The 24,556-nt window shown below is 56.1% G+C and carries 24 protein-coding genes; 13 read left to right on the top strand and 11 right to left on the bottom strand.

Annotated features, from left to right (window positions below):
• Position 1: 1 nt before the first annotated feature.
• From glmS to ACTF5F_RS08085, 3 genes are read left to right on the top strand one after another with little or no spacing between them, the layout of a single operon-like run.
• Positions 2 to 1,825, top strand: coding sequence for a glutamine--fructose-6-phosphate transaminase (isomerizing) (glmS, locus tag ACTF5F_RS08095; RefSeq protein ID WP_438956365.1), 1,824 nt, complete (start codon positions 2 to 4; stop codon positions 1,823 to 1,825).
• Positions 1,825 to 2,373, top strand: a complete 549-nt coding sequence (locus ACTF5F_RS08090) for a pyridoxamine 5'-phosphate oxidase family protein (protein ID WP_438956364.1) — start codon at positions 1,825 to 1,827, stop codon at positions 2,371 to 2,373. Before glmS ends, ACTF5F_RS08090 begins: the two co-directional genes overlap by 1 nt.
• Positions 2,363 to 3,040: a DNA alkylation repair protein gene (locus ACTF5F_RS08085; RefSeq protein ID WP_438956450.1), complete on the top strand. Its 678-nt coding sequence runs from the start codon at positions 2,363 to 2,365 to the stop codon at positions 3,038 to 3,040. The genes ACTF5F_RS08090 and ACTF5F_RS08085 overlap by 11 nt, the downstream gene beginning before the upstream one ends.
• On the opposite strand, the gene ACTF5F_RS08080 is transcribed toward ACTF5F_RS08085, so the two are convergent.
• Positions 3,037 to 3,516, bottom strand: a complete 480-nt coding sequence (locus tag ACTF5F_RS08080) for a D-galactarate dehydratase (protein ID WP_438956363.1) — start codon at positions 3,514 to 3,516, stop codon at positions 3,037 to 3,039. The genes ACTF5F_RS08085 and ACTF5F_RS08080 overlap by 4 nt on opposite strands.
• An 87-nt stretch (positions 3,517 to 3,603) precedes the next feature.
• Here ACTF5F_RS08080 and moaA point away from each other — a divergent pair, with 87 nt between their 5' ends.
• Entirely contained in the window at positions 3,604 to 4,608 is a 1,005-nt protein-coding gene (moaA, locus tag ACTF5F_RS08075; RefSeq protein ID WP_438956362.1) for a GTP 3',8-cyclase MoaA, read from the top strand.
• Here the strand turns inward: moaA and ACTF5F_RS08070 are convergent.
• From ACTF5F_RS08070 to ACTF5F_RS08060, 3 genes are all read right to left on the bottom strand, one after another.
• Positions 4,605 to 5,486 (bottom strand): glycosyltransferase family 92 protein, encoded by an 882-nt coding sequence (locus ACTF5F_RS08070; RefSeq protein ID WP_438956361.1) that lies wholly within the window; start codon positions 5,484 to 5,486, stop codon positions 4,605 to 4,607. The genes moaA and ACTF5F_RS08070 overlap by 4 nt on opposite strands.
• Positions 5,483 to 6,385, bottom strand: coding sequence for a capsular polysaccharide export protein, LipB/KpsS family (locus ACTF5F_RS08065; protein ID WP_438956360.1), 903 nt, complete (start codon positions 6,383 to 6,385; stop codon positions 5,483 to 5,485). Before ACTF5F_RS08065 ends, ACTF5F_RS08070 begins: the two co-directional genes overlap by 4 nt.
• Positions 6,386 to 6,583: 198 nt before the next feature.
• Entirely contained in the window at positions 6,584 to 7,747 is a 1,164-nt protein-coding gene (locus ACTF5F_RS08060) for a M20 aminoacylase family protein (RefSeq protein ID WP_438956359.1), read from the bottom strand.
• A 539-nt stretch (positions 7,748 to 8,286) separates the two neighbouring features.
• Here ACTF5F_RS08060 and ACTF5F_RS08055 point away from each other — a divergent pair.
• On the top strand, positions 8,287 to 8,742 hold the full coding sequence (locus ACTF5F_RS08055) for a hypothetical protein (RefSeq protein WP_438956358.1): 456 nt from the start codon (positions 8,287 to 8,289) through the stop codon (positions 8,740 to 8,742).
• Here ACTF5F_RS08055 and ACTF5F_RS08050 read toward each other — a convergent pair.
• A complete protein-coding gene (locus ACTF5F_RS08050) occupies positions 8,739 to 10,019 on the bottom strand; it encodes a DUF3422 family protein (protein WP_438956357.1) in 1,281 nt (426 codons plus the stop codon). The genes ACTF5F_RS08055 and ACTF5F_RS08050 overlap by 4 nt on opposite strands.
• Before the next feature lie 159 nt (positions 10,020 to 10,178).
• Here ACTF5F_RS08050 and ACTF5F_RS08045 point away from each other — a divergent pair, with 159 nt between their 5' ends.
• Positions 10,179 to 10,754 (top strand): pseudouridine synthase, encoded by a 576-nt coding sequence (locus tag ACTF5F_RS08045; protein WP_438956356.1) that lies wholly within the window; start codon positions 10,179 to 10,181, stop codon positions 10,752 to 10,754.
• Here ACTF5F_RS08045 and ACTF5F_RS08040 read toward each other — a convergent pair.
• From ACTF5F_RS08040 to ACTF5F_RS08015, 6 genes are all read right to left on the bottom strand, one after another.
• The gene (locus ACTF5F_RS08040; protein ID WP_438956355.1) at positions 10,723 to 10,938 is read right to left on the bottom strand and encodes a hypothetical protein; all 216 of its coding nucleotides are present in this window, start codon (positions 10,936 to 10,938) and stop codon (positions 10,723 to 10,725) included. The genes ACTF5F_RS08045 and ACTF5F_RS08040 overlap by 32 nt on opposite strands.
• 81 nt (positions 10,939 to 11,019) lie before the next feature.
• Positions 11,020 to 11,409: a hypothetical protein gene (locus ACTF5F_RS08035; RefSeq protein ID WP_438956354.1), complete on the bottom strand. Its 390-nt coding sequence runs from the start codon at positions 11,407 to 11,409 to the stop codon at positions 11,020 to 11,022.
• A 196-nt stretch (positions 11,410 to 11,605) separates the two neighbouring features.
• The gene (locus ACTF5F_RS08030; protein ID WP_438956353.1) at positions 11,606 to 13,039 is read right to left on the bottom strand and encodes an NAD(P)(+) transhydrogenase (Re/Si-specific) subunit beta; all 1,434 of its coding nucleotides are present in this window, start codon (positions 13,037 to 13,039) and stop codon (positions 11,606 to 11,608) included.
• 12 nt (positions 13,040 to 13,051) lie between these two features.
• Complete coding sequence (locus ACTF5F_RS08025; RefSeq protein WP_438956352.1) at positions 13,052 to 14,626, bottom strand: Re/Si-specific NAD(P)(+) transhydrogenase subunit alpha; 1,575 nt, start codon at positions 14,624 to 14,626, stop codon at positions 13,052 to 13,054.
• A gap of 105 nt (positions 14,627 to 14,731) precedes the next feature.
• Positions 14,732 to 15,118: a methyltransferase family protein gene (locus tag ACTF5F_RS08020; RefSeq protein WP_438956351.1), complete on the bottom strand. Its 387-nt coding sequence runs from the start codon at positions 15,116 to 15,118 to the stop codon at positions 14,732 to 14,734.
• A gap of 75 nt (positions 15,119 to 15,193) precedes the next feature.
• Complete coding sequence (locus tag ACTF5F_RS08015; RefSeq protein WP_438956350.1) at positions 15,194 to 16,054, bottom strand: YihY/virulence factor BrkB family protein; 861 nt, start codon at positions 16,052 to 16,054, stop codon at positions 15,194 to 15,196.
• A 124-nt stretch (positions 16,055 to 16,178) separates the two neighbouring features.
• Here ACTF5F_RS08015 and ACTF5F_RS08010 point away from each other — a divergent pair, with 124 nt between their 5' ends.
• The 7 genes from ACTF5F_RS08010 to ACTF5F_RS07980 all read left to right on the top strand — a co-directional run.
• A complete protein-coding gene (locus ACTF5F_RS08010) occupies positions 16,179 to 16,838 on the top strand; it encodes a sugar transporter (protein WP_438956349.1) in 660 nt (219 codons plus the stop codon).
• Positions 16,839 to 16,895: 57 nt separating this feature from the next.
• The gene (locus ACTF5F_RS08005) at positions 16,896 to 18,515 is read left to right on the top strand and encodes an alpha-D-glucose phosphate-specific phosphoglucomutase (RefSeq protein WP_438956348.1); all 1,620 of its coding nucleotides are present in this window, start codon (positions 16,896 to 16,898) and stop codon (positions 18,513 to 18,515) included.
• Between the two features lie 70 nt (positions 18,516 to 18,585).
• The gene (locus tag ACTF5F_RS08000; RefSeq protein WP_438956347.1) at positions 18,586 to 19,209 is read left to right on the top strand and encodes a paraquat-inducible protein A; all 624 of its coding nucleotides are present in this window, start codon (positions 18,586 to 18,588) and stop codon (positions 19,207 to 19,209) included.
• Positions 19,179 to 19,811, top strand: a complete 633-nt coding sequence (locus ACTF5F_RS07995) for a paraquat-inducible protein A (RefSeq protein WP_438956449.1) — start codon at positions 19,179 to 19,181, stop codon at positions 19,809 to 19,811. Before ACTF5F_RS08000 ends, ACTF5F_RS07995 begins: the two co-directional genes overlap by 31 nt.
• Entirely contained in the window at positions 19,808 to 22,249 is a 2,442-nt protein-coding gene (locus tag ACTF5F_RS07990) for an MlaD family protein (RefSeq protein ID WP_438956346.1), read from the top strand. The genes ACTF5F_RS07995 and ACTF5F_RS07990 overlap by 4 nt, the downstream gene beginning before the upstream one ends.
• Before the next feature lie 2 nt (positions 22,250 to 22,251).
• Positions 22,252 to 22,812: a PqiC family protein gene (locus ACTF5F_RS07985; protein WP_438956345.1), complete on the top strand. Its 561-nt coding sequence runs from the start codon at positions 22,252 to 22,254 to the stop codon at positions 22,810 to 22,812.
• 16 nt (positions 22,813 to 22,828) lie between these two features.
• The coding region (locus tag ACTF5F_RS07980; RefSeq protein ID WP_438956344.1) for a S9 family peptidase at positions 22,829 to 24,556 on the top strand (1,728 nt) is incomplete at its 3' end.

The following is a 24,556-nucleotide window of genomic DNA, read 5'->3' as shown; positions in this document are numbered from 1 at the left end:
AATGTGCGGAATTATAGGTGTCTTGAGCAACCACGAAGCCTCACCCATACTTGTGGATGCGCTGAAGCGGCTTGAATATCGCGGATACGACAGCGCTGGGATCGCAACGATTAACGAGCTGAAACTCGACCGTCGCCGTGCCGTTGGCAAGCTTGTCAATCTCTCCGACGTCTTGGTGCACAACCCGCTGCCTGGAAAGGCTGGCATCGGCCACACACGCTGGGCGACGCACGGTGCCCCCTCCGTCGACAACGCCCATCCGCATCGCGCAGGCGGCGTGGCTGTCGTGCACAACGGGATTATTGAAAACTTCAAAGAACTGCGGGGATTTCTGGCTGAGAAAGGCATTGCCTACACGACCGATACGGACACGGAAACCATCGCCCTGCTGACGCAATACTACATTGATGAGGGCCTTGCCCCTCGTGATGCAGCCGAACAAACTATCGCACGACTGGAAGGGGCGTATGCGCTTTGTTTCCTCTTCGACGGACACGACGATTTGCTTATTGCGGCACGCAAAGGCTCCCCCCTCGCCATCGGACATGGCGCGGGGGAGATGTTCGTCGGCTCTGACGCCATTGCATTGGCGCCGATGATTGACAAGATTACCTACCTCGATGAAGGTGACCGGGCGATAATCACCCGCGACAGTGTGGAAATCCGCGACGCCAACGGCTACATCGCAAACCGCGCGATGAAAGTGATCCAGATCGACACAGCGATGGTCGACAAAGGCGGCTTCAAACACTTCATGGCGAAAGAAATTGCGGAACAGCCGACAGTTCTGCAAGGCGCGTTGAGCCATTACATCGATACGGACGCGATGGCGGTGAAATTGCCGGAACCCGGTCTCGACTTTTCGAAGGTGGAGCGGTTGTCGCTCGTCGCTTGTGGCACGGCCTACCTCGCCTGCATGGTGTCAAAATACTGGTTTGAACAGATCGCGCGTCTGCCGGTTGAGGTCGATGTTGCCTCCGAATTCCGCTACCGTGAACCGCCCGTCACCAAAGGCACTGTTGCCTTGTTTGTCAGCCAATCGGGCGAAACAGCGGACACTTTGGCCGCCCTGCGCTACATGGACGGTAAAGCGGACAGCATTTTGTCGGTCGTCAACGTCCCCGAAAGCTCCATCGCGCGGGAAAGCGACTTGCCATTGCCGACCTTGGCAGGGGCAGAGATTGGCGTCGCCTCAACCAAAGCCTTCACCTGTCAGCTTGTCACACTGGCGATGCTGGTGCTGAAAGCCGCACAGGACCGTGGCGAATTGGACGCAAGCGAAGTTGCTGAAAAACTGAAACTGCTCCGCGCTTTGCCGGGTGTCATCAACGACGCACTCTCCATCGAAGGGCGCTGCCAGCAGATCGCGCAGGACTTGGCCGAAGCGCAAGACATCCTGTTCCTGGGCCGTGGGGCGATGTACCCGCTTGCCCACGAAGGTGCGTTAAAACTTAAAGAAATCAGCTACATACATGCCGAAGCCTATGCTTCTGGCGAGCTAAAGCACGGCCCAATCGCCCTTGTGGACCCAAACGTGCCCGTCATCGTCATAGCCCCACGCGATCACCTGTTTGAAAAGACGGTTTCCAACATGCAGGAGGTTATGGCCCGTGGCGGCAAAGTCCTTCTCATCACCGATGAAAAAGGCGCGGCGGAGGCTGGCGACGGCACATGGCAAACGCTTGTGATGCCAGAGGTGGACGATTTCCTCGCCCCGATCCTCTATGCCATTCCTGCACAGCTATTGGCCTATCACACGGCCGTGGCGAAGGGCACAGATGTGGACCAGCCACGGAACTTGGCCAAGTCTGTGACTGTGGAATAATGGGTAAGCAATTCGGCAGGCTACAAGACGACCAAATCACCTTCATTGGAGAACAGCATCTGTTCTTTACAGGTACAGCGGCGCCGACCGGCAAGGTGAACGTCTCCCCCAAAGGGATGGACAGTCTGCGCGTGATGTCGCCGACCCGTATCCTTTGGCGGAACCTAACCGGTTCGGGAAACGAAACGGATGGGCATTTGCGTCTGGCCAACCGGATCACGCTGATGTGGTGCTCTTTCACCAAGCACCCGCTAATTTTGCGCGTTTACGGCAGTGCAACGATGACAACCCCAGCGCATACGTTTTGGGATGAATTGAATGCACAGTTCCCTGAAGCGCTTGGAGCACGTCAGATCTACGACGTTAGTATCGAGATGGTTCAATCGTCTTGTGGCTTTGCCGTTCCCTTATTTGATCACCTCGAAGATCGCCAAGTGTTGAGCAAATGGGCCGAGGACAAAGGACGCGATGGTGTAGAGGCATACTGGAACGAGCGAAACGGTCAAACCCTAGATGGTTTTCCGACCACCTATGACAATGAACGCTAACGACGCCATCGCGCTCTTGGGCGGGGAAGCCCAGAAAGCACGGGAGATGCGGGCCTATCACAAAGTTGACCGCCCCTACTTGGGTGTTGCGAACCCTGTGATTGATGCCATCGTCAAAGAGTGGCGCGCCGCGCTCGATCTGAAGGCGCGGTTGCAATTGTCATCCGATCTTTGGGACACCAACATCCACGAAGGCCGCATCGCAGCGGCGAAACTACTGACGCAAGCGCGGATCAGGCCAGACGATACGGCCGCATGGGATTTGATTGCCTCTTGGGTGCCCAGTTTTGATGCGTGGGCTGTCGCAGATCACGCCTCTATCGCGGGGCAAAAACGGCTAGTGTGGCAGCCGTCGCGGTTGGTTCAGGTGGAGGCTTGGACAACGTCCGATTACATGTGGACCCGCCGCGCTGCGCTGGTGATGACCTTGCCGTGGACAAAGCAGAATTTCCCAAAACCGGCAGAACTTGAAGCCCGCGACCGCGTTTTGGGATGGGCGGCGAGCTATGTCACTGACCATGATTGGTTCATCCAAAAAGCGATCGCGTGGTGGCTGCGCGAATTGTCAAAGCATGACGCGCCGCGAGTGATCGCATTCTTGGACAAACATGGCGACCAAATGAAACCCTTCGCTCGCAAGGAAGCAGGACGCAAGCTGCCTGCTTAGTTCGCGAAAACGGTCACGTCGGCAAGCGCCGTCAACGGGATGTCCAGCAACCGCATCGCCGCAAGGCTCATTTGGCTGGCCGACCCCGCTGCCCCACCAGACGGGCGCAATTCTAACGAGACTGACTTGCCATTCGCACCATATACCACACGGCCCATCTGAAGCTCTGTCACCAAAGGTGTTTTCAGCCAAATGCCCGGATCGGCTGCGGACCCCAGCGAGATGTTCGTCACACCCAACCTCTGCTCCCCTGCCGGCGGCGGCACAGCGACGGCGGCGGCGCGATCCTCTTCGGTCGTCGTGTCAAATTGCTCTACGGTACGTGCAGTGGGCAGCGGCGGTGGTGGTGGCGTTGGATCAAGTGTCTCAACGGGCGCCGTAATCTCCGCCGGGGCCGACGTAGGCGTCAGAAGTTCTTCCAAAGTCGTGTCACAGGCGGAAAGGGCGAGGATCGGAAACAAATATGCGTATCTCATTCGCCCGACAGTATTTTGCGCACATCTCACGCACAAGTGGTCGCGTTCACGCTTGCGCAACCCGTTGCCCACCCCTAGCTTTCGCTTATGGACGCTCCTCTCATAGACCCCTTCGCCCGCGCGATTGAATATCTGCGGATTTCGGTCACGGACCGATGCGATTTCCGCTGTGTCTATTGCATGTCCGAAAACATGACGTTCTTGCCAAAGAAAGACTTGCTGAGCCTCGAAGAGCTGGATCGGATGTGCTCCGCCTTCATCCGTTTGGGTGTGAAGAAACTGCGCGTCACAGGTGGGGAGCCTTTGGTCCGACGCGACATCATGACGTTCTTTAATGCCATGGGCCGCCATTTGGACAGCGGCGCTTTGGACGAGTTGACCGTCACGACGAACGCAAGCCAGTTGGCACGCTTTGCGAAAGATCTTTATGCGGCGGGTGTGCGGCGGATCAACGTGTCGCTAGACACGCTTAATGAACAGAAATTCGCCGACATCACCCGTTGGGGACGTTTGCCGCAGGTCCTGAAGGGGATTGACGCTGCACAGGATGCGGGTTTGCGGGTTAAGATCAACACTGTTGCGCTCAAAGGGTTCAACGAGGATGAACTTTTCACCCTCACAGAGTGGTGCGCCAGCCGCGATATGGACCTGACCTTCATCGAAGTGATGCCGATGGGCGATATCGGGAACGAGGATCGCTTTGGTCAGTATTGGTCGCTGAAAGATGTACGAGCGCGGCTTGAGGAAAGCTATTCGGTTTCTGATCTGAGCGAGCGCACCGGCGGCCCTGCCCGCTATGTGCAACTGTCAGAGACAGGTCAGAAGATCGGCTTTATCACACCGCTCAGCCATAATTTCTGCGAAAGCTGCAACCGTGTGCGCGTGACCTGCACAGGTGATATTTACACCTGTCTTGGGCAAGAAGGCCATTCCGACCTGCGCGGTCCGTTGCGAAGCTCGGAGAGTGACGCGATTCTGGAAGAGGCCATCCGCGCCGCGATTGCGCTAAAACCGCGCGGACATGATTTTGACTACTCACGTCAGCGCGTTGACGGCCAAGTCTCTCGCCATATGAGCCATACGGGCGGTTAAACTCGGTTCAGAAACTCAATAGCGCTGCGATCTTCGACCGTATCCGCCTCAATTGCATCAACAATCCGCATAACCCGTTTGATGTGCTTTTGCGCCTCAACCGTTTTGTTCGACCCTCGGGCAATTTTTGCCTGAAGTTCTTGGTCAGAGCGGGTGTAGTAGTGGTTCAATTGGATCACGGCATTTGAATAGAAACTTGGGTTCGACCGACGCTGGTGCAGGGACGGTTGTCCCACATCGTTGACGCCTGCCGCCTCGCCCTCAATCTCGAACCCATGCACCCGAACGCCAGTGACGCGGCAGGGATCGACAATACACTTCCAATTCAGTGCGTGAGAGGATGCCAAAAGGTCACGGGCACGTTGGGTGTAGTTTGCAACAATGCCACCATCGGGGGCCTCGTCGTGTCCACAACGCCCGAACATATGCCAAGGCAGTGAGATATGTGCGGCGGCAATTAGCGGGGCTAAAGCGGACAGTAGATCGCCGCCTTTCATTGGCACGAGAAACTCATCAATGTCTGTGAAAGCCATCCAGCGAAACTGACCACCGAAATTGCGCAGTGCATGGGCAAAGGCCAAGACCTGATTGTGCATCTCCACCCCGCTGCGACCGTCAAACAGCTTTTGATCCCAAGGCAGGATTGTCAGCTTTCCGTCAGGCAAATGCGACTTCGCAACTTCAATTGTCTCATCTGTCGATCCATTGTCGTAGAGGATGAATTGGCAAACACCAGCCTTGAGATGGAAATCGAGCCATTCACCGATGTGTCGGGCTTCATTCTTGACGACGACCGCGATGGCAAGGCCTGCGCGATCAGGATGCGCTTGCGGCGGAGTGATCCGCAACTTGCTGATCATCTTTGGGCGGAAAATCATGCGCGGGCCTCAGCCAGTTTTCGGGAGATATGGTCCAGATCATAGCCTGTATCGGTTTCGCGAATATAGTACTCCGTTGCAAGCCACGTCAGGAAGCGGGCGCGAAATTCTTGATTGAACGTGGTCTTGTCTGCATTGGCGAGCAGGTCTGCCAATTCTTTTGGCCCGTGGGCATGGCTCGTCAGGCCAGGCAACGCATAAAAAGTCCGACCCGTGGTGTAGACAGGTTTGTCAAATAACATCGCTTGCAGGCCCATCGACGAATTGACCGTCAAAACGCCCTTTGACGCACGCAATTGTTCAAAACTGTCTGTGTCGTTGTCGAGGACCATCCGCGCGCCGTCCGCGATCGCTCGCTCAATGGTATCGGTGAGGCGGATTTTGGACGATGGATGTTCCTTCAAACGCAAATGCCAACCGTCCGGCAAGCTCTGCGCGGCAACCGCAATCCGTTCGACAAACCCCACCATTGATCCGACCCAATCGGCAAAAAGAATCATTTGGCTGTCATCTGGCACCTGCAGCGGCACGAAAAGGAAGTTGCTGACGTCATCAGGCAACGCACCCGCCTGCCCCACATCGCTGCGCCGCGAGGGGCGGGACGTCAGCCGATCCCGAATGTCGGACAGAAGTGCGGCGTCGGGCGCGACATTGCCATAGGTGGAGGGGTTTTGCGGGATGCTGCTTTCCGCGTTCACACCGATCGGGTCGAGCGTTCTGAACCCCGGCAAAGGGGCCAATTCAGCAAAAAGCGTTGCCGCCCCTGCGTCCTGTGCGCCCATCATGAAGGCTCGGCGCGTCCCCGTGAGCCCTTGCCAACACAGCGCAAGCTCTTCGGGGTGTTTCAGAAAATACCGCCGCGCCCAGTTGTAGCGACCACGGATGAATGTCCGTTTCAAAAAACGCCCAATGGCTCTAGATGGCTGTTTCTTGGCTCGGGCATAGCACTCAGCCGTTCGGTCGCGCATTTCAGGAAAATCGCGGAATGACATTTTCCATGTGGGCAGCTTGCGCCCCCCGGCGTCTACCTTTGACACAGCCTCAAACAAGGCTGTCTTATGCGCATGCGGTTCAGAGAGCCATGAGACAGGCATGGGTCAGGCAACAGGCATCCGGTGTTCCACGATTTCCGCCCACCAGCTGCAGCCAGCAGGGATCGCTTCGTCGTTGAAATTGTATTCGGGATGGTGCACCGCTGCGCTGTCACCATTGCCGACAAGGATGTAGGCGCCTGGGCGTTCTTCGAGCATAAAGGCGAAATCCTCGCCCCCCATGATCAGCGGTGCCTCATCACATTGGCCGGACACTTTGCGCGCCGCCTCCGCCGCAAACTCTGTATGCGCGTCGTGGTTCACCATGCAGGGGTAACCGTCGTAATAGGTGATCTCAACCTCCGCGCCAAAAGCCTCGGATACGCCTTCACAAACGGCATAAAGCCGTTTCTTCGCGAGCGCCCTCATCTCCGCCGACATGGTGCGAATGGTACCTTTCATATCGACGCTCTGCGAGATGACGTTGAACGCTTTAGAACTGCTTTCGATGGAGGTGATAGAAACGACAACTTGATCAACCGGATCTGCATTCCGGCTGGCGATGGATTGCAGTGCCGTGACGCAATGGGCCGCGACCAAGGTGCTGTCGACGGTTTCATGCGGCTTCGCGGCATGGCCGCCTTTTCCATTGACCGTGATGTCGAACTGATCGGTTGCGGCAAAGAACGCGCCTGGCCTGATGGCGAACGACCCAACAGGGCGGCCTGGCCAATTGTGCATGCCGTAGACCTCATCGATATTCCAACGCTCCATCAGCCCGTCTTCGCACATCTCCCGGCCGCCACCGCCGCCTTCTTCCGCGGGCTGGAAAATGACGACGACCGTGCCGTCGAAATTGCGGGTCTCGGCCAGATATTTCGCCGCGCCTAGCAGCATCGCCGTATGCCCGTCGTGCCCGCAGGCATGCATCGCCCCATCAGTTTTGGAGGCATACTCAAGCCCCGTCTGTTCAAGGATCGGCAGAGCGTCCATATCAGCCCGCAATCCAATTACCCGACGTTTAGTATCGGTCTTGCCTTTGATGACGCCAACGACACCGGTGCGCCCGATCCCGGTGGTCACATCCTCGCAGCCAATCTCCCTCAGTTTGTCCGCAACGACCTGCGCGGTGCGGTGCGTCTCAAACATGATTTCTGGATGCTCATGCAAGTCCCGCCGGATCGCGGTGATCTCAGGCAGAAGCTCGGAAAGCCGATTTTTGACGGGCATAATGGCCTCCTTTTTCGTCGACGTAAGTGTGGCGAAGTTCCCTTCGGCTCACAAGGCATCTTTCAAACGATGCGACCTTTTAGAGTCATCTGGACGTTTGCGTAATTTATCCATGGTCTTACAGAATTCCGACACTTTAGCTCCCCGCGGAAGCGCGCGACGCAGGCGGTACTAAATCGCAAGCGGTACTGAAACATGAAAAAAGCCCGGTCTTTGCGGTCTTTCTACCGGATTCATTTGTGCAACTGTGCACTGGGTGGGTGAAAGGTTTTTCAATGTTGGGTTTCGATTGAACATCCATTTCCGCGGCAGAGCAGGAAGCGGACCCTCGGATAGAAGGGATGTGAAAGGCTGTCACAAAAGCCAAAGTAAATAACCCATTTGTCGTTTTCGCAGCGACCAGAAATGATCTAGTCTTTGCGATATTTGACTGCGCGAAGAATGATGATGGCGTTCATCTTGAAAAGGCACTGGGCATCGCAGGTGCGCTTGCAGGATTTGGCTGCGCCATGACTGCGGGTCTGCAAGATGAAATGGTCATGAACACATCCTCAAAAATGCCCCGCCGAAAGCGGATCGCGCATATTTTGCACGACAGTTCATCGTCGCTGTGGAACGTTTTGTCGAAAAAGGCTGACGCCTTGGGCGACGGAACCGATTATGACGTGTCATCGGCCATGCAGCACGGATTTGATGCCGCAGATGCAGGAACTACCTTTGATCCAGACCTGCCCGAGGGTCATCAGCTGTCTGAGACACCCCTGTCGCTGGTGATGGACCATTGGTACGAAATGCTGCCGCTCCTGGACCGCTACGATGAGCATTTCAACAGCCGGCCAATGTCTTGGGCAGCGGCTTGTGCGCAGTTTATGGAGATGGGTAAGGATGCGATCCCGCCCTCTGTCGCGCTTCGTAATATGATGGAGTATGCGGTGCCGATGACACTGATCGGACCATCTCATTCCGTTGCAAAACGCGAGACGGCAGCCGCCTAGTGGATGCGCCGCCGGATGCGGCGGATCAGCCACCACACGTTTAGGACAACAATTGGCGTGGCCGCCGCAGCAATCCCGACTTTACCGACGCCCAAAGCATCGCCAAAGGGCGTGGCGAGGTAAATCACAAGATTGACCGCATAATAGCTGATCGCCACGACGGAGAGGCCTTCAACAGTGCGTTGCAGACGGAGTTGCTGATCCGCCCGTTGGTCCATGCTTTGAAGCAGTTTTTGGTTTTGCTCCGACCGATCAACGTCGACCTTTGTCCGCAACAAATCTCCTGCCCGCATCGCACGGTCTGACATGGCTTTCAGCCGTGCCTCAGTTGAGGCCACCGTCCGCATCGCCGGATCGAAGCGGCGCATCATGAATTCGGCAAAGGTCTGTCGCCCTTGGAACCGTTCTTCGCGCAAAACCGCGATGCGTTGGTCGACGATGCGGGAATAGGCGGTTGTTCCACTGAACCGAAAGGCGGCTTGTGCGACGGTGTTCTCAAGCTCTGCCGACACCGACAAAAGCGAATGCAGCACATCCTCTGCTGCGCGGGTCCCCTGCCCCATATCGTTTAGAAGCGCTGAAAGCTCTTGCTCCATCTCGCCCATCTTGCCAGACAGCGACCGCGCACGGGTCAGGCCCAGCATTGACATGGTTTTGTAGGTCTCAATCTCGGTCAATCGCTGCACCACACGGCCAATGCGTTGCGCGCCGGTACCGGAGCGCGCAAAGACGACGAACCGCGTATGGCCCGCTTCATCAATACGGAAATCGCTTGCGATCACTAGCTCATCATTCAAAACTCGACTGACAGCCACGCTTTCCGGGACGAACCATTTTTTGAGCTTATCAAGAATGGTGTCATCACCATCGAGCCGCTCCACACGGATCAGAGCGGAAGCGATTCGCACGCCAGGTGCATCGTCCAACCAGTCTTCTGGAAACAGCCCAAAGGTTTGCGCGTCAAACGGGCGATCCGCGACGCCATCCCCGAAAATCGTATAGGTCACGAACTCCGTATGGCTTTCCCATTTGAGAAAGTGCCGGCCGATCTGGCCGGAATAATGTGTGGCATCCGGCTGCGGATGGACCGCGCCGAACCGATCGAGCAAGGCAAGAAGGCGCGCACGGTCCGCTGCACGGTCGCGGCCAACAGCGTTTTGCGCTGGCTTTAGCGCCAAATACGCCGCCCGACCGGGAGCGTTGACACGTGGGAATGGGCGCGCGTGTAGCTCATGCGCCAAAGCGTAGCGTTGCGGGTGATCTTGGATCGGGGCCATGACAAAATTCCACTGACTTGAAAGGACACATAGCGCCCGATGTGGGCGTACGCAATATTTTTTTATTATTTTCAATGTGTTAAGAGGATACAACAGTATACCGCACTAAGTATCGCTAAATACATGGTGAAATAAGGGGGTTTACGTGTATCAGGCGACATGTCCCGTTTGATCATCTTCAACAAACCCTTTGATGTCCTGTCGCAATTTACAGACACAAAAAACCCGACACCGCGGCGCACCTTGTCAGATTTCATTGATGTACCAAATGTCTATCCCGCCGGACGTTTGGACCGCGACAGTGAAGGGGTGCTGCTGTTAACCGATGATGGAGAACTTCAGGCTAAGATCTCCGACCCGAAATCAAAGATGACAAAGACCTATCTTGTGCAGGTCGAAGGCGATCCAAGCGAGGCAGATTTGGACCCCTTGCGCAAAGGCGTGACGTTGAAAGACGGGCCGACGCGGCCAGCGACAGTCCGCCTGATCGCGCCACCGCAGCTGTGGGAACGCGATCCTCCTGTGCGGTATCGGAAATCCGTGCCGGATCGGTGGATTGAAATGACTATCACCGAAGGCCGTAACCGGCAAGTTCGCCGGATGACGGCCCATGTCGGATTCCCAACGTTGCGCTTGGTGCGTTGGCAGATCGGCGCGCTATCGCTCGACGATCTGCCGTCTGGTGCTTGGCGGGACGTGTCGCCTACTGCGTTGGGAAATAGCTTTCCCCGATGAAATTGACGGATGCGCCGTTGACGCCGGGTGCGATGGTGATGTTCGGCGTGTCATCCGTAGCGTCTACAGCTTTGATCGGGTTGCAATACCCCGGATCAGCACGCGTGCCGCGGAACAGCCCATCCATGGTGCCATTCATCGCCACCGCATTCGGGCCAACAATCAGGTCGATGTCATAATCCAAGGCAAAGTTGTTCGGCTGCGCGCCACCCAGTGTGCCACCGGTGTATGTGAATGTACCCAGAACACCAACGGACGTGTTACTTCAATCCAGACCCACCATATTGATGGCGGACCCGCCAAACGTCTCCGCTTCGAAATCGACAACAACCCGCAAGTCACCCGAGATGAAGATGTCTTCGGAAACAGTGGGATCATAGTCGAGCAATACCCCGCCGTAGCCTTTGAAATTCACTGTGCGGTCGTCAGGGATTGCGCTGAAGCGGGAGCCTGCAAAACCTATGACCCAAGTTTCTTGTTCCAGCGCCGTGTCCAGCACTGGCTGCAACTCAGCAACGGTGGGTGAGCTTGACGCACTCAAAACCCCACCAAAGGTTGGCGCGCCGGTCGTGTTTGTGCTGATGAAACAGGCGGTCAGCGCGACAAGCGCTGTTGTCACGGTCACAGGTGTCAAAATGATCTGCAATGCGGGCATGTAACAAGGCTCCCAGCCGAATTTACTAAATACAGACTGCACCTTGGCGTTGACCAAATGCAGATAAAACTTTGTCGATCAATTGGCCATTCAACTGAGACAATCGCGGACACGTCAGCGAATTGTTTGGCAAAACAAATAATAAGCGCCGCGTTTCAGGGGAAACGCGGCGCTTTGCTGACACAATTGGGTCGGTCTAGTCGATCTTTGGCAGCAAGCTATCCAAAGACGCTTTCGCGTCACCGTAGAACATGCGCGTATTCTCTTTGAAGAACAGCGGGTTCTCAATTCCGGAGTAGCCAGTACCCTGACCACGCTTCGACACAAACACCTGTTTCGCTTTCCAACATTCCAAAACGGGCATGCCTGCGATTGGGGAGTTTGGATCGTCTTGCGCGGCTGGGTTCACGATGTCGTTGGAGCCGATCACGATGGCGACGTCCGTATCAGGGAAGTCGTCATTGATCTCATCCATTTCCATCACGATGTCATAGGGTACCTTCGCTTCGGCTAAGAGCACGTTCATGTGACCCGGCAAGCGCCCCGCAACGGGGTGGATTGCGAAGCGCACGTTTTTGCCTTTGGCGCGCAATTTGCGGACCAATTCAGCAACGGCCGTTTGCGCCTGAGCCACCGCCATGCCGTAGCCTGGGATAATAATGACGCTATCTGCTTCGTTCAGCGCTGTCGCAACGCCGTCGGCATCGATGGCAACCTGTTCGCCCTCAACCGCCATCTGCTCGCCCGCTGGGCCGCCAAAGCCGCCGAGGATGACCGAGATAAAGGAGCGGTTCATCGCCTTACACATGATGTAGGAGAGGATCGCACCGGAGGAGCCCACAAGCGCGCCGACCACGATCAAAAGGTCGTTGCCGAGCGAGAAACCAATCGCTGCCGCAGCCCAGCCTGAGTAGCTGTTGAGCATCGACACGACGACAGGCATGTCCGCGCCACCGATCCCCATGATGAGGTGATAGCCGATGAAAAGCGCTGCCAGTGTCATCAGGACCAACGGCAGCAACCCGCCGGAGTTGAAGTACCAGATTAAGCATACGAAGGAGAGCGCAGCTGCCGCGATGTTCAGCAGGTGACCACCCGGCAATTTTGTTGCCGCACTGTCCACTTTGCCCGCCAGTTTGCCATAAGCGATGACGGAGCCGGTGAAGGTAATCGCACCGATGAAGACGCCAAGGAACAATTCAACGCGCAGAATGTTGATCTCCACCGCTGATTTCTTGGCAACAAGTGCTGCAAAGGTGCCGAGGTCTTTCGTTTCTTCCCCCGACAGACCCGCAACGCGACCAATCTCGAAATGCGCGATAAAGCCGACCAGAACAGCCGCGAGACCCACAAGGGAGTGCATAGCGGCGACCAGTTCCGGCATTTGCGTCATCTGAACGCGGGTGGCCAGTTGGTAGCCAATCACGCCGCCAACCGCGACAAGCACGACTGACAAAGGCCAGAGGCCGGAGCCGGGGCCGATCAGCGTGGCACCGACCGCAAGGGCCATACCGGCGATACCGTACCACACGGCGCGCTTGGCGCTTTCTTGGCCGGAAAGTCCACCCAAAGACAGGATGAAGAGGATAGCTGCAATAACGTAAGCCGCTGTTGTGAAACCGAATTCCATGTTCCTAACCCCTTAAGACTTCTGGAACATCGCAAGCATGCGACGTGTGACGAGGAAGCCCCCGAAGATGTTGATGCCCGTCATAAACACCGCTGCAGCGGCGAGAATGACCACAAGCGCTGAACCCGATCCAATCTGGGTCAAAGCGCCCAAGATAATGATCGACGAAATCGCGTTGGTGACAGCCATCAGAGGTGTGTGGAGCGAGTGCGCCACGTTCCAGATGACTTGGAAGCCAACGAATACCGCTAGCACGAACACGATGAAGTGCTGCATGAAGCTGGGTGGTGCGACTGTGCCCACGAGGAGCAGAAGCAAGCCACCGACGCCCAACATCGCAACTTGGTTGCGTGTTTGGGTGCGGAACTCGGCCGCTTCGCGCGCTTTGAATTCTTCTGGTGTTGGTTCCGGTGCCAGCTCTTTCTTAGGCTGCGCAGCAATCGCCTGCACCTTGGGTGGTGGCGGTGGGAAAGTGATCTCACCCTTGTGGGTCGCAGTCGCGCCGCGGATAACATCATCTTCCATGTCATGTACAGGCTTGCCGTCCTTCTCTGGCGTCAGATCAGCCATCATGTGACGGATATTTGTCGCATAAAGCGATGAGGACTGCGCCGCCATCCGGCTTGGGAAGTCTGTGTAGCCAACGATGGTCACGCCGTTCTTTGTGACGATCTTTTCGTCTTTAACGGTCAGCTTACAGTTGCCGCCGCGCTCTGCCGCAAGGTCAACGATCACTGAGCCCGGCTTCATGCTTTCGACCATGTCTTTGGTCCAAAGCTCCGGCGCATCGCGGCCTGGGATCAAGGCTGTTGTAATGACGATGTCCATGTCTGGTGCCAGTTCGCGGAACTTGGCAAGCTGGGCTGCTGCAAACTCTGGTGAGGATACGGCGGCATAACCCCCCGTCGCCGCGCCGTCCTGCTGTTCTTCTTCGAAATCGAGGAAGACAAACTCGGCGCCCATCGACTCAACCTGCTCTGCCACTTCTGGGCGCACGTCGAAGGCATATGTGATCGCGCCAAGTGATGTGGCTGTGCCGATCGCGGCGAGACCTGCAACTCCTGCCCCTACGACGAGGACTTTGGCCGGTGGCACCTTACCAGCGGCCGTGACCTGACCAGTGAAAAAGCGGCCAAAGTTGTTGCCGGCCTCAATAACGGCGCGGTAACCCGCGATGTTCGCCATGGAGGACAAAGCATCCATTTTCTGCGCGCGGGAAATACGCGGCACCATGTCCATCGCAATAACAGTCGCGCCTTGCTTATTTGCGCTTTCCATCAAAGCTTCGTTCTGACCTGGATAGAAGAAGGAGATCAACGTCTGTCCGTCGCGCAGGCGCTTAATCTCTTTATCTTCAGGTGGGCGAACTTTTGCGATGATGTCGGCATCTTTAAACAGCGCCGCGCCGGTTTTCACAACCTCAACGCCCGCCTCTTTATATGCAGCGTCGGAGAAGCCAGCAGCAAGGCCTGCTCCGGTCTCGATGACGCAGTCATAGCCGAGCTTCTGGAGGTCTTTTGCGGACGCAGGCGTCATTGCGACGCGATCTTCGCCCTCGAATATCTCTTTTGGTGAGCCGATTTTCACGGGCCATCCCCTTCTTCAATAGGTATTGAGTAACGGTGAATTATAGCGCGCAATATTATTTCACAAGGGACCAACTACGGGAAACTATCCAGATTGCGCTAACTTTCAGGACCAACGTTGCGTCTTTTTCGCGTATTCTGTGAATTCTTCGCCAAGATGCACCGCCATACGCGCATCTTCAGGTCGGATGAAGCGAAGCGTTAGGATAAGTTGAAAGACGATCAGCAAAGAAAGCACCAGCGGCGCGTTCCAACGCAGGATCAAATCCAGCAGGATAAAGAGGTCGCCGAGGTAGATCGGATTGCGGCTGACCCCAAAGATACCATCCGTCACAAGTGCGGTGGGTGACATATGCGGGATGGATGTCGTGCGGTGCGCCCGCATGCGCAGCAAGGCAACCACCGTTAACCCCACACCCAACGCGACGAACGCGCCACCAACCCAATTGGCCCAGCCACCGCCAAAATCCACGAAACCAACAGGCCCGCGCATATGCCAAGTCAAAAACACCATAACGGCCAAACAAATTGGCGGCAGGTCAAGCCATTTAAGAAACTGCCTTATGCTTTAAGCATCCTCCCACGCGCCAACGACGCTGCCATGAACATGCAGATTGAGCGCTGCACCAAGCAAGATCAGGTAGGCAGTGATATAGAGCAACAAGAGCATGGCAATAACAGCGCTAATCGATCCGTACACTTCATTATAGCTGGCAAAATTCGAAAAGTAGTATGACAGCCCCGTCGACGCCGCGAGCCAACAAACAATCACAAGAAACGCTCCAATGGTGATCCACCGAATGCTCGCCCCGCGCAAATTTGGCCCAAAGCGGTAGAGAATGCTGAGGCCGAAGAACAGGACCACAAGAGCCAAGAGCCATCGCAACAGCTCAAGCGCAACCGCGCTGCCCATCGACAACGGCAGGAAGGACAACACGATGGGCGCAATCACAACCGCCGCCATCGCCATCATCGCCAGCAGAACAAGGACGACCGTTAACGTGAGTGCCACGACAACCCCTTTCAGAAATGCCCGTAGCCACCGATTGGCAATCACATTTAAGCCCCCCATTAGGCCCGCAACCCCCGCCTGCGCGGACCAAAGCGCTACCAAAATGGAAATGATGGTTGTCATACCAAGCGTCTCAGACCGCGCATTGAGCAAGCGCATGATCTGATCATGGATGATCTTGTAGGCCTGCTGCGGAATAATCTCCTGCATCAGTTCAAGTTGACCAACAACGACGACAAGTGCGGCCAAAAGGCCAAAAAGCGCGATGATCGCGGCTAACCCCGGAAAGATGGAAAACATCCCGAAGAACGCTAAGCCGGCAGAAATGAGCCCCACATTTCGGTCGCTCGCCGTCTGCCAGACCGCCATGAACAGGCTGAAAATGCGTCGAAAGCCGCTTATCAAAAAGCAACCCATTTCATCTCTTTAAGGAGACTAATGTGCTCAAATGCGCTTTTCCAGCAAGCCTTTGCCGTGAATTGGCGAAAAGGCGTTTTTGTTGTCGCCCGACTCACTTGGCCGCGCTAGCGTGGGGAAAATAATGTATAGCAGTGCAGGCAAAACGCTCGTGAAAGACATAACCGAACACGTCAGTATATTGGCGGATCGGGTGCATACGGTTCGTGCCACGAAGCCAAGGCTTCTGGTGGCCCTAGCCGGTGCGCCGGGTTCCGGAAAATCAACACTGGCCAGCGAATTATCGCGGCGCTTGAGCGTGCAGAAATGCCCGAATGTGGTCGTGCCGATGGACGGCTTTCATTTGGACAACAGCGTTTTGGAGCAGCACGGGCTTCTTGCCCGCAAGGGTGCGCCAGAAACATTCGATGCGGCAGGATTTATACGGATCGTGGATGCGCTGCGGCGCCGCGACAACGTTGTTGCGCCAACATTTGATCGCACGCGCGACATTGCGATTGCGGGGGCCATTCACGTCCCCCCTGAATGCCCCGTCGTGATCTTGGAGGGGAACCACCTTCTTTTTGACGAACCGCCTTGGTCAGTACTGGCGGAGGCTTGGGATATTTCTGCGCGAATTGACGTGCCTTTGCCCGAAATCAGGGCACGACTGATCCAGCGTTGGCTCAACCTCAACCTCAGCCGCGCAGCGGCCACACGTCGGGCTGAGAGCAATGATATCCCGAACGCCAAACGGATCATCCAGAAACCGCTACCTGCTGAATTCACCTTGACCTTCAACTGACTGAAAAGCCATCACCCTGCTCACGTCCAGTAAAGCAACGACATTCAGACTGACGCAATGATCAAAACCTCCCCCATCTCGGGTCAGACGCCCGGCACCTCTGGTCTTCGCAAGAAGACTGCAGAGTTTATGAAGCCGCATTTTCTACAGAACTACGTTCAGTCGATCTTTGATGGGATTGGCGGGGTGAAAGGCAAAACATTTATTTTGGGCGGCGACGGGCGCTATTTCAACAACGATGCGATTCAGATCATCCTAAAGATGGCCGCAGCCAACGGTATGGCACGGATGATTGTCGGACAAGATGGGCTCTTGTCCACACCCGCCGCATCCCACCTTATCAGGCTGCACGAAACGGATGGCGGGCTGATCCTATCGGCAAGCCATAACCTAGGCGGGCCGAATGCGGATTTTGGGCTGAAATACAACATGCCAAACGGCGGACCTGCGACGGAGTTCGTAACCGACGGTATTGTAGCAGCGACCCAAAAGATTGATCGCTATTTCATTGTTGAGGCGGATGATATCCCGCTCAGCAGCATCGCCAAGTTTGAGTTGGCTGGCATGACCATCGATGTCGTCAGCCCAACAGATGATTACATTCAACTCATGTCGAAACTGTTCGATTTTGAAGCCATTCGCGCGATGTTTGGTGATGGTTTTAGAATGACATTTGATGCCATGCACGCGATCACGGGGCCCTATGCCGTCGCTCTGTTTGAAGGGGCGCTTGGCGCACCACAAGGCACTGTAATCAACGCGACGCCGAGCCCTGATTTTGGCGGAGGCCACCCTGACCCCAACCCTGTTTGGGCGAAGGAGCTCATGGCGATCATGTACGGCCCCGACGCCCCCGATTTTGGCGCAGCAAGCGACGGTGACGGCGACCGCAACATGATCGTGGGACCAAATCAGTATATCTCGTCCTCTGACAGTTTGGCTTTTCTTGCTGCACAGGCGGAGGCAGCACCAGCTTTTGCCGCGGGCCTCACGGGTGTTGCGCGGTCGATGCCCACCTCCGGCGCTGTGGATCGTGTTGCAGATGCCAAGGGGATCGACTGTTTTGAAACGCCAACAGGTTGGAAGTTTTTTGGCAACCTGTTGGACGCTGGTCGTGTGCAGCTCTGCGGTGAAGAGAGCGCCGGAACTGGCGGCAATCATGCGCGGGAGAAGGACGGCCTTTGGGCGGTCTTGCTATGGCTAAATATACTGGCAAAGAAAAAAGGTTCCGTCTCAAACCTCATGAAAAACCATTGGGCGACTTATGGCCGGAATTACTACACCCGACATGATTATGAAGCCGTGCCTAAGGACATTGCCGATGGCATCATTTCCGACCTTCGTGCGAGATTGACCGCAATTGGCGGTCAAACCGCCGGTGCGCTCACAATCCAACGCGCGGATGAGTTCAGCTACAACGATCCGGTCGACAAGAGCGTTTCTACAGGACAAGGCCTGCGTATCTTCTTCGACGGCGGCGCCCGCGCTGTATTGCGATTATCCGGCACAGGGACAGAAGGGGCGACGATCCGTGTCTATCTGGAACGGTTGGTTACTGACACAAATGAACTCACCCTCGACCCGCAAGTTGCGCTCGAAGATCTCATTGCAGCCACCGAAGCACTAACAGGTATCAGGTCAAAAACAGGTAGAGATGGGCCAGACGTGATAACCTGACACCCGCCCATGGTGCTTTCCCAAAAGTCGCACTATTTTGGAGGGATAGAACCGTGGACAGTCCCAAACTATGTCTCTGCCGCCCTTAACAGATCTCGTCGCCTGCCCCCATTGCGACACGCTGCATTACGCGCGGTTGCTTGACGCGGGTGAAAGCGCATCTTGCCGCCGGTGCGGCGCAGGTCTGATGAAATCGCGGCCGCAGGCGCTGGCGGGGATATTGAGCCTGGCACTAACCGCCTTTGTTTTGATGGTCGTTGCAATCAGCTTCCCTTTCTTGGATCTGAACGTGCAGGGCCGGCAGCATGCCACATCGGTTCTTGGCGCAGTCATGGCTTTTCAGAATGGGTTTGCCTTTCCGCTGGCTTTGGCTATTGCAGGCTTCATCGTGATATTGCCCCTGACCCGATTATTGGCGCTCATCTACGCCATCGCGCCTTTGGTGCGTGGCGCGCGCCCCCGCAAATTTGCCCGAGAGGCGTTTGGACTGGCTGAAACGCTGCGGCCTTGGTCGATGGTGGAGATTTTCATGGTCGGCGTGACGGTCGCGCTCATCAAAGTGTCAGGGCTCGCGACGGTCCATTTTGGCCCTGCGTTCTGGGCTTTGGCCGGATTGGTCATCATCACCGTCCTCAAAGATCAACTCATTTGCAGGTATTCGATTTGGGAAGCGTTGGATCAACAACAGAGCTGACGACCGCCCGCGAAGCGGGATTGGTCGCCTGCCGTCGATGCGGACAGGTCGAAGCCATGTCGACCAGTCATTGCGGCCGGTGTGGCGGCAAACTGAGAAGCCGCGATACCCAGAGCCTTCAAAAGGTATGGGCATGGCTGATTGCCGGAATAATCGCTTACATTCCGGCCAACCTCTACCCCATGCTGATCACTGACAGCCTGACCCATAAATCCAGCAGCACGATCATTGGCGGCGTTATCGAGCTTGTTGAGCTGGGCAGCGTTGGCATCGCGATCGTCATCTTTGTGGCTTCCGTCATGATCCCTGTGGGGAAGTTCCTCGCAATTGGCTATTTGGCAATCAGCGTGCATCGCAAATCAACGTTGAACACGCATCAGCGTAATGTGCTGTTTGATGTGGTCGAATTTATTGGCCGGTGGTCGATGATCGATGTGTTCGTGGTGGCGATCCTATCGGCCTTGGTTCAGCTTGAAGCAGTTGCGACGATCAATCCTGGAATTGCCGCTGTTAGCTTCGCATTGTCGGTGGTATTCACGATGTTAGCCGCGCAGAGTTTTGACCCGCGGATGATTTGGGATGCGAGCAAGGGCCAAGCATGAGTGATGCAACCCCGGCGAAAATGAATATGCGCCCCGCGCGTGCGAGCCTGTCATGGGTGTGGTTGGTGCCGCTTCTCGCGCTTGCCGTTTCGCTTTTTGTGGCGTGGCAAAGCTACGCCCAGCGCGGCAAGCTGATCGATATCATCTTCCAAAGTGCTGAAGGGATTACAGCTGGCGAAACCGTCCTCAAATTCCGAGATGTGGAAGTGGGACGGGTTGAAAAGGTATCGCTGACAGCCGATCTGTTTGATGTCGTCGTCTCGGTGCGCGTGCAGAAAGACTACGCAGAGTTTATCGACAAGGATGCCACGTTCTGGCTGGTTCAACCTGATGTGTCGCTACGCGGTGTTACGGGGCTCGAGACGGTGTTGTCCGGCGTTTTCATCGAAGGATCTTGGGACGCCACGTTTACCGAAGAAGCCTATGAGTTTTATGCCGAAGTGGCTGCGCCACTGTCGACCTTGGATGCTTTGGGAACCTCCATCGTACTCCTGATGCGGGATGGCAGTTCTATCGCAGCGGGAGCACCAATCCTTCACAAAGGGATCAAGGTCGGGTTTTTGGAAGAGCCTGAGCTGACGCTCGACGAACCGGGCGTGCGTGTGAACGGTTTCATCAACTTCCCCTATGACCGCAATCTGACCACCGCCACACGGTTCTGGGATACCAGCGGTTTTTCAATCTCGCTCGGCACATCGGGTGTGGAGCTTGATGTGGACTCGCTCGCCTCACTTATCGAAGGCGGCGTGGCGTTCGACACCGTTGTTTCGGGCGGTGAACCCGTCTCAAACGGTTTTGAGTTTGGCCTTTTTTCCGATGAGGGCGCGGCCCGTGACAGCGTGTTCACCAATCCAAAAACGCCCGTCATCAAGGTTGCCGTATTGTTCGACGGATCAGTCAAAGGTCTGACCAAAGGGTCGCAGGTTCAATTCCAAGGCATACGTGTTGGTCAGGTTTCAGACCTGAATGCGGTAGTTGATGACAGTGACGATGTGTCGACCGTTCGGCTGCGTGCCGTTTTGCAAATTGAGACAGGACGTCTTGGGATGACTACGGACGTGTCAGATGAAGACGCCATTGGTCTGTTGTCTGATCTAGTCTCTCAGGGGCTGCGCGCGCGGTTGAGCACGCAGAATATCCTGTCTGGATCTTTGGTTGTTGAACTCCACCAAGACGACACCTTGCCGCCAGGTCGGCTGGATCCGTCCCAACTTCCCTATCCGACGATCCCTACCACTGAAGACGCGATCTCGGACGTGGCACAAACAACGGAGGACGTGCTGGCCCGCATCGAAAACCTGCCTATTGAAGAACTGATGCAAGGGGCTATAGATTTGATGGCGAGTGTTGAGCGTTTGACCAATGATGAGAACACCCGCGCGATCCCATCAGATGTGGCCGGCTTGATCGGCGATGCGCGCGCTTTGGTGAGTTCCGATGACATTCAGCAAATCACACCGAACCTGTTGGCGACGATTTCCGATCTCGACATTTTGGTGAAAAGCTTTATCGAGGCACAATTAGCCGAAGGTTTGGCCGACGCTCTCGCCACGACATCGAACGCGGCGCAAAACGTGGCATCAGGCACCAAAAACCTGTCGCAGATTTCGGATGAATTGGAAGCGTTGATCGCCAATATCAACGCATTGGAACTCGCCGCTTTGGTGGCGGAAGCGACCGGGACTTTGGAACGTGTCGACACTCTCTTTGCCAGCGACGCTGTGGCTGGCTTGCCTGCCTCGGTTGAGACAACCCTGGCTGACGCAAGATCGGTCTTGGCGGGCACGCAGGCGTTCATTTCGTCCGAAGATCTCACAGCGCTCCCAACGGACTTGCGTGCAACAATCGCGATGATCAACTCCGTCGCCGCTGAGATTGGTGAGGCCAACGTCGCGGAACAGCTTGTGTCCGCGATTGAAAGTGCGAACAACGCAGCGAAGTCGATCGAAACGGCAAGCGACGGGTTGCCAAAAGTTGTTGAGGAATTGGACAAGCTCGCGACCTCAGCCAATGAATTGGCGTTAGACGAACTGGTGGCTTCCGCCACACAAACGCTGGAGTCCATCGATGGCCTCGTCGGTGCTGAGGGCATGGATGAATTGCCACAGAACCTGAACACATCAGTCGCTGAAATCGAACGCCTTCTGGCCGACCTACGGCACGGCGGTGCGATTGAGAACCTGAATCTTGCGCTGACGTCTGCCGCCGAAGCCGCACGAGCGATTGAAACCGCCGCCGACGCCCTGCCCCAATTGGCAGCCCGCGCCGACGCCTTGGTTCGGCAGACGCAATCGATTGTCGAAGACTATAGCGAACGATCACGATTCAACACTGAAACGCTGGCGACCTTGCGAGACATTCAAGAGGCGGCCGATGCCATTTCGTCGCTTGCCCGCACCATCCAGCGCAATCCCAGCTCTCTCCTAATAGGACGATGAAGATGATCCGAATACTACTCGCACTATCCATCGCCACCCTGACAGCCTGTTCCACCACGCCGACCAACCGTCTTGATTTCAGCCCTGTGACGTCAGAGCTGAAACTGCATGCGCTGGTCAGATCCGCGATGGTCAGAACCGTGTCATTGCCAACCTACGCCGCGGCGGAGGAAATCGCGATTGAATTGGCGCCGGGGATCATCGGGACAAGCGCTGATATCCTCTGGGCAGATGATCCGGAACGGGCTGTGACGCTGGCCATGACCCAGCAGCTTGATGCGATCTTAAGCGCAACGGTCGGCCCCGATCCTTGGCCATTTGCGGGCCTGCCGGATGTCGCGATCGACGTACGCGTTGCGCAAATGTTGGCAGGATCTGACGGTCTCTTCCACCTGTCTGGACAGTATTTCATCGGCGGCGACGGGATTGATTTTCCCAATGGATCTTTCGGGTTTGATATTCGCAAACCTCTTAACAGTGGCGAGGTGCGCGATATTGCGCGGGCGCAAGCCCTCGCTTTGCTTGAACTGTCCGAAGGCATCGCCAAACGGCTCGCCCGCTAGACCCGAAAGGGGCCTTATGCCACGTCACTTCCCAGCGCTTAACGGCGCCCCAATTGCACGCCGCGAAGACGTAATTACTGAGCATCACGGCGTCACACTCACCGATCCCTACCACTGGCTGCGTGCGGACAATTGGCAGGAAGCCATGCGGGAGCCGTCAAAACTCCCAGACGATATCAAAGCCTATATGGAAGATTCGAACGCCTATTACACAAAAGCGATGGCGGACACGCAAGACCTGCAAGAGGCCCTGATTGCTGAGATGCGCGGACGCATCAAAGAAGACGATACAACGCCACCACAGAAGAATGGCCCGTTCTACTATCAAACCAAATTCGAGACCGGACAGGAGTACCCTCATTTTGCCCGCAAACCGGTGGATGGCGGCGATCTTACTACTGTGCTTGATGCGAACGTTGAGGCGGAAAAAGAAGCCTATTTTCAGCTTGGCGGCATGGCCGTCTCGCCCGCGCACACAACGCTTGCGTGGAAGCGCGACACCAATGGATCGGAGTTTCACCGCCTGTCTTTCCGCACGATCGAGACGAGTGAAGATTTACCTCACAGCATCGAGGATGTCGGCGCGGTCGCTTGGGCAGATGAAACCACGCTGTTCTACGTGAAAATGAATGAGAACCACAGGCCCAACAAGGTGTATCGGCACGACCTAACCCAGCCGGATCAAGCCGACGTGTTGGTCTATGAGGAGGAAGATGAGCGGTACTGGGTGGCGCTCTTCCGGTCCCGCTCTGGCAAATATGTTTTCATCGAAACGGGCATGAATGACGAAGGTGAGGTTCACTTCATCGACACATCAAACCCCAGCGCGAAGCCCACGCTCATCGCGCCCCGCGTAGTGGGACAAGAATACTATGTCGATCATCAAGGCGATGCGTTCTTTATCACCACAAACGCAGATGATGCGTTTGATTTCAAAGTGATGCGCGCGCCCGTTACCGCGCCTGATCGCGACAAGTGGACGGAAGTTTTGGCGCACAAACCGGGGCGCACAATCGTTGATTTCAACACACTCGCCGATTGGTTTGTCTGGATTGAACGGGAGAACGCCCTACCCGTCATTCGCTTTGCTCCTGCTGGGGATCCCGCAATCGATGTAGCCGAAGCCATCGCGTTTGATGAGGAGGCTTATTCTCTGGGTCTTGATGTGGGGCCAGACTATGAGACGGATCAGGTTCGCTTTGTCTATTCCTCCCCCTCGACTCCTGCACGGACGTTTGATTTTGACTTGGCGACTAGCAATCGGACGATGGTGAAAGAACAGGTTGTGCCATCGGGACATGACCCTTCGGATTACGTTACAAAGCGCATCACCGCTGTGTCGCACGATGGCGCCGAAGTGCCCGTCACAATCCTACATCGCGCAGAAACGACGCTCGACGGATTAGCGCCCTGCCTGCTCTACGGTTACGGCTCCTACGGGGCGAGCATGCCCGCCTCCTTTTCCAGCAACCGTCTATCGCTAGTGGATCGCGGGTTTGTCTACGCCATCGCCCATACTCGCGGGGGTGAAGAAAAGGGCCGCAAGTGGTACGAAGATGCGAAGTTCGGGCGCAAGCCCAACACCTTCAAAGATTTCATCGCAGCAGGCGAGGCCCTGATCGCCGCTGGCTTCACAGGCAAAGGTCAGATCGTCATTCACGGTGGATCGGCCGGTGGACTACTGGTTGGGGCCGTTGCGAATATGGCGCCAGAGATGCTGGCGGGCGTGATCGCAGATGTGCCT

Source organism: Cognatiyoonia sp., assembly GCF_965661665.1.
Classification (GTDB): domain Bacteria; phylum Pseudomonadota; class Alphaproteobacteria; order Rhodobacterales; family Rhodobacteraceae; genus Cognatiyoonia.
The sequence above is the reverse complement of the archived record's forward strand: the minus strand, read 5'-3'. Positions and strand labels throughout refer to the sequence as shown.

Coding starts and splice junctions, on each gene's coding strand:
- ACTF5F_RS08015 (WP_438956350.1), bottom strand. CDS start 16,054: ATGGGTTGCTTTTTGATAAGCGGCTTTCGACGCATTTTCAGCCTGTTC.
- ACTF5F_RS08085 (WP_438956450.1), top strand. CDS start 2,363: ATGAACGCTAACGACGCCATCGCGCTCTTGGGCGGGGAAGCCCAGAAA.
- ACTF5F_RS08030 (WP_438956353.1), bottom strand. CDS start 13,039: ATGGAATTCGGTTTCACAACAGCGGCTTACGTTATTGCAGCTATCCTC.
- ACTF5F_RS08010 (WP_438956349.1), top strand. CDS start 16,179: ATGTATAGCAGTGCAGGCAAAACGCTCGTGAAAGACATAACCGAACAC.
- ACTF5F_RS07985 (WP_438956345.1), top strand. CDS start 22,252: ATGATCCGAATACTACTCGCACTATCCATCGCCACCCTGACAGCCTGT.
- moaA (WP_438956362.1), top strand. CDS start 3,604: ATGGACGCTCCTCTCATAGACCCCTTCGCCCGCGCGATTGAATATCTG.
- ACTF5F_RS08070 (WP_438956361.1), bottom strand. CDS start 5,486: ATGATTTTCCGCCCAAAGATGATCAGCAAGTTGCGGATCACTCCGCCG.
- ACTF5F_RS08020 (WP_438956351.1), bottom strand. CDS start 15,118: ATGCGCGGGCCTGTTGGTTTCGTGGATTTTGGCGGTGGCTGGGCCAAT.
- ACTF5F_RS08035 (WP_438956354.1), bottom strand. CDS start 11,409: ATGCCCGCATTGCAGATCATTTTGACACCTGTGACCGTGACAACAGCG.
- ACTF5F_RS08055 (WP_438956358.1), top strand. CDS start 8,287: ATGAACACATCCTCAAAAATGCCCCGCCGAAAGCGGATCGCGCATATT.
- ACTF5F_RS08005 (WP_438956348.1), top strand. CDS start 16,896: ATGATCAAAACCTCCCCCATCTCGGGTCAGACGCCCGGCACCTCTGGT.
- ACTF5F_RS08060 (WP_438956359.1), bottom strand. CDS start 7,747: ATGCCCGTCAAAAATCGGCTTTCCGAGCTTCTGCCTGAGATCACCGCG.
- ACTF5F_RS08050 (WP_438956357.1), bottom strand. CDS start 10,019: ATGGCCCCGATCCAAGATCACCCGCAACGCTACGCTTTGGCGCATGAG.
- glmS (WP_438956365.1), top strand. CDS start 2: ATGTGCGGAATTATAGGTGTCTTGAGCAACCACGAAGCCTCACCCATA.
- ACTF5F_RS08080 (WP_438956363.1), bottom strand. CDS start 3,516: ATGAGATACGCATATTTGTTTCCGATCCTCGCCCTTTCCGCCTGTGAC.
- ACTF5F_RS07990 (WP_438956346.1), top strand. CDS start 19,808: ATGAGTGATGCAACCCCGGCGAAAATGAATATGCGCCCCGCGCGTGCG.
- ACTF5F_RS08090 (WP_438956364.1), top strand. CDS start 1,825: ATGGGTAAGCAATTCGGCAGGCTACAAGACGACCAAATCACCTTCATT.
- ACTF5F_RS08000 (WP_438956347.1), top strand. CDS start 18,586: ATGTCTCTGCCGCCCTTAACAGATCTCGTCGCCTGCCCCCATTGCGAC.
- ACTF5F_RS08045 (WP_438956356.1), top strand. CDS start 10,179: ATGTCCCGTTTGATCATCTTCAACAAACCCTTTGATGTCCTGTCGCAA.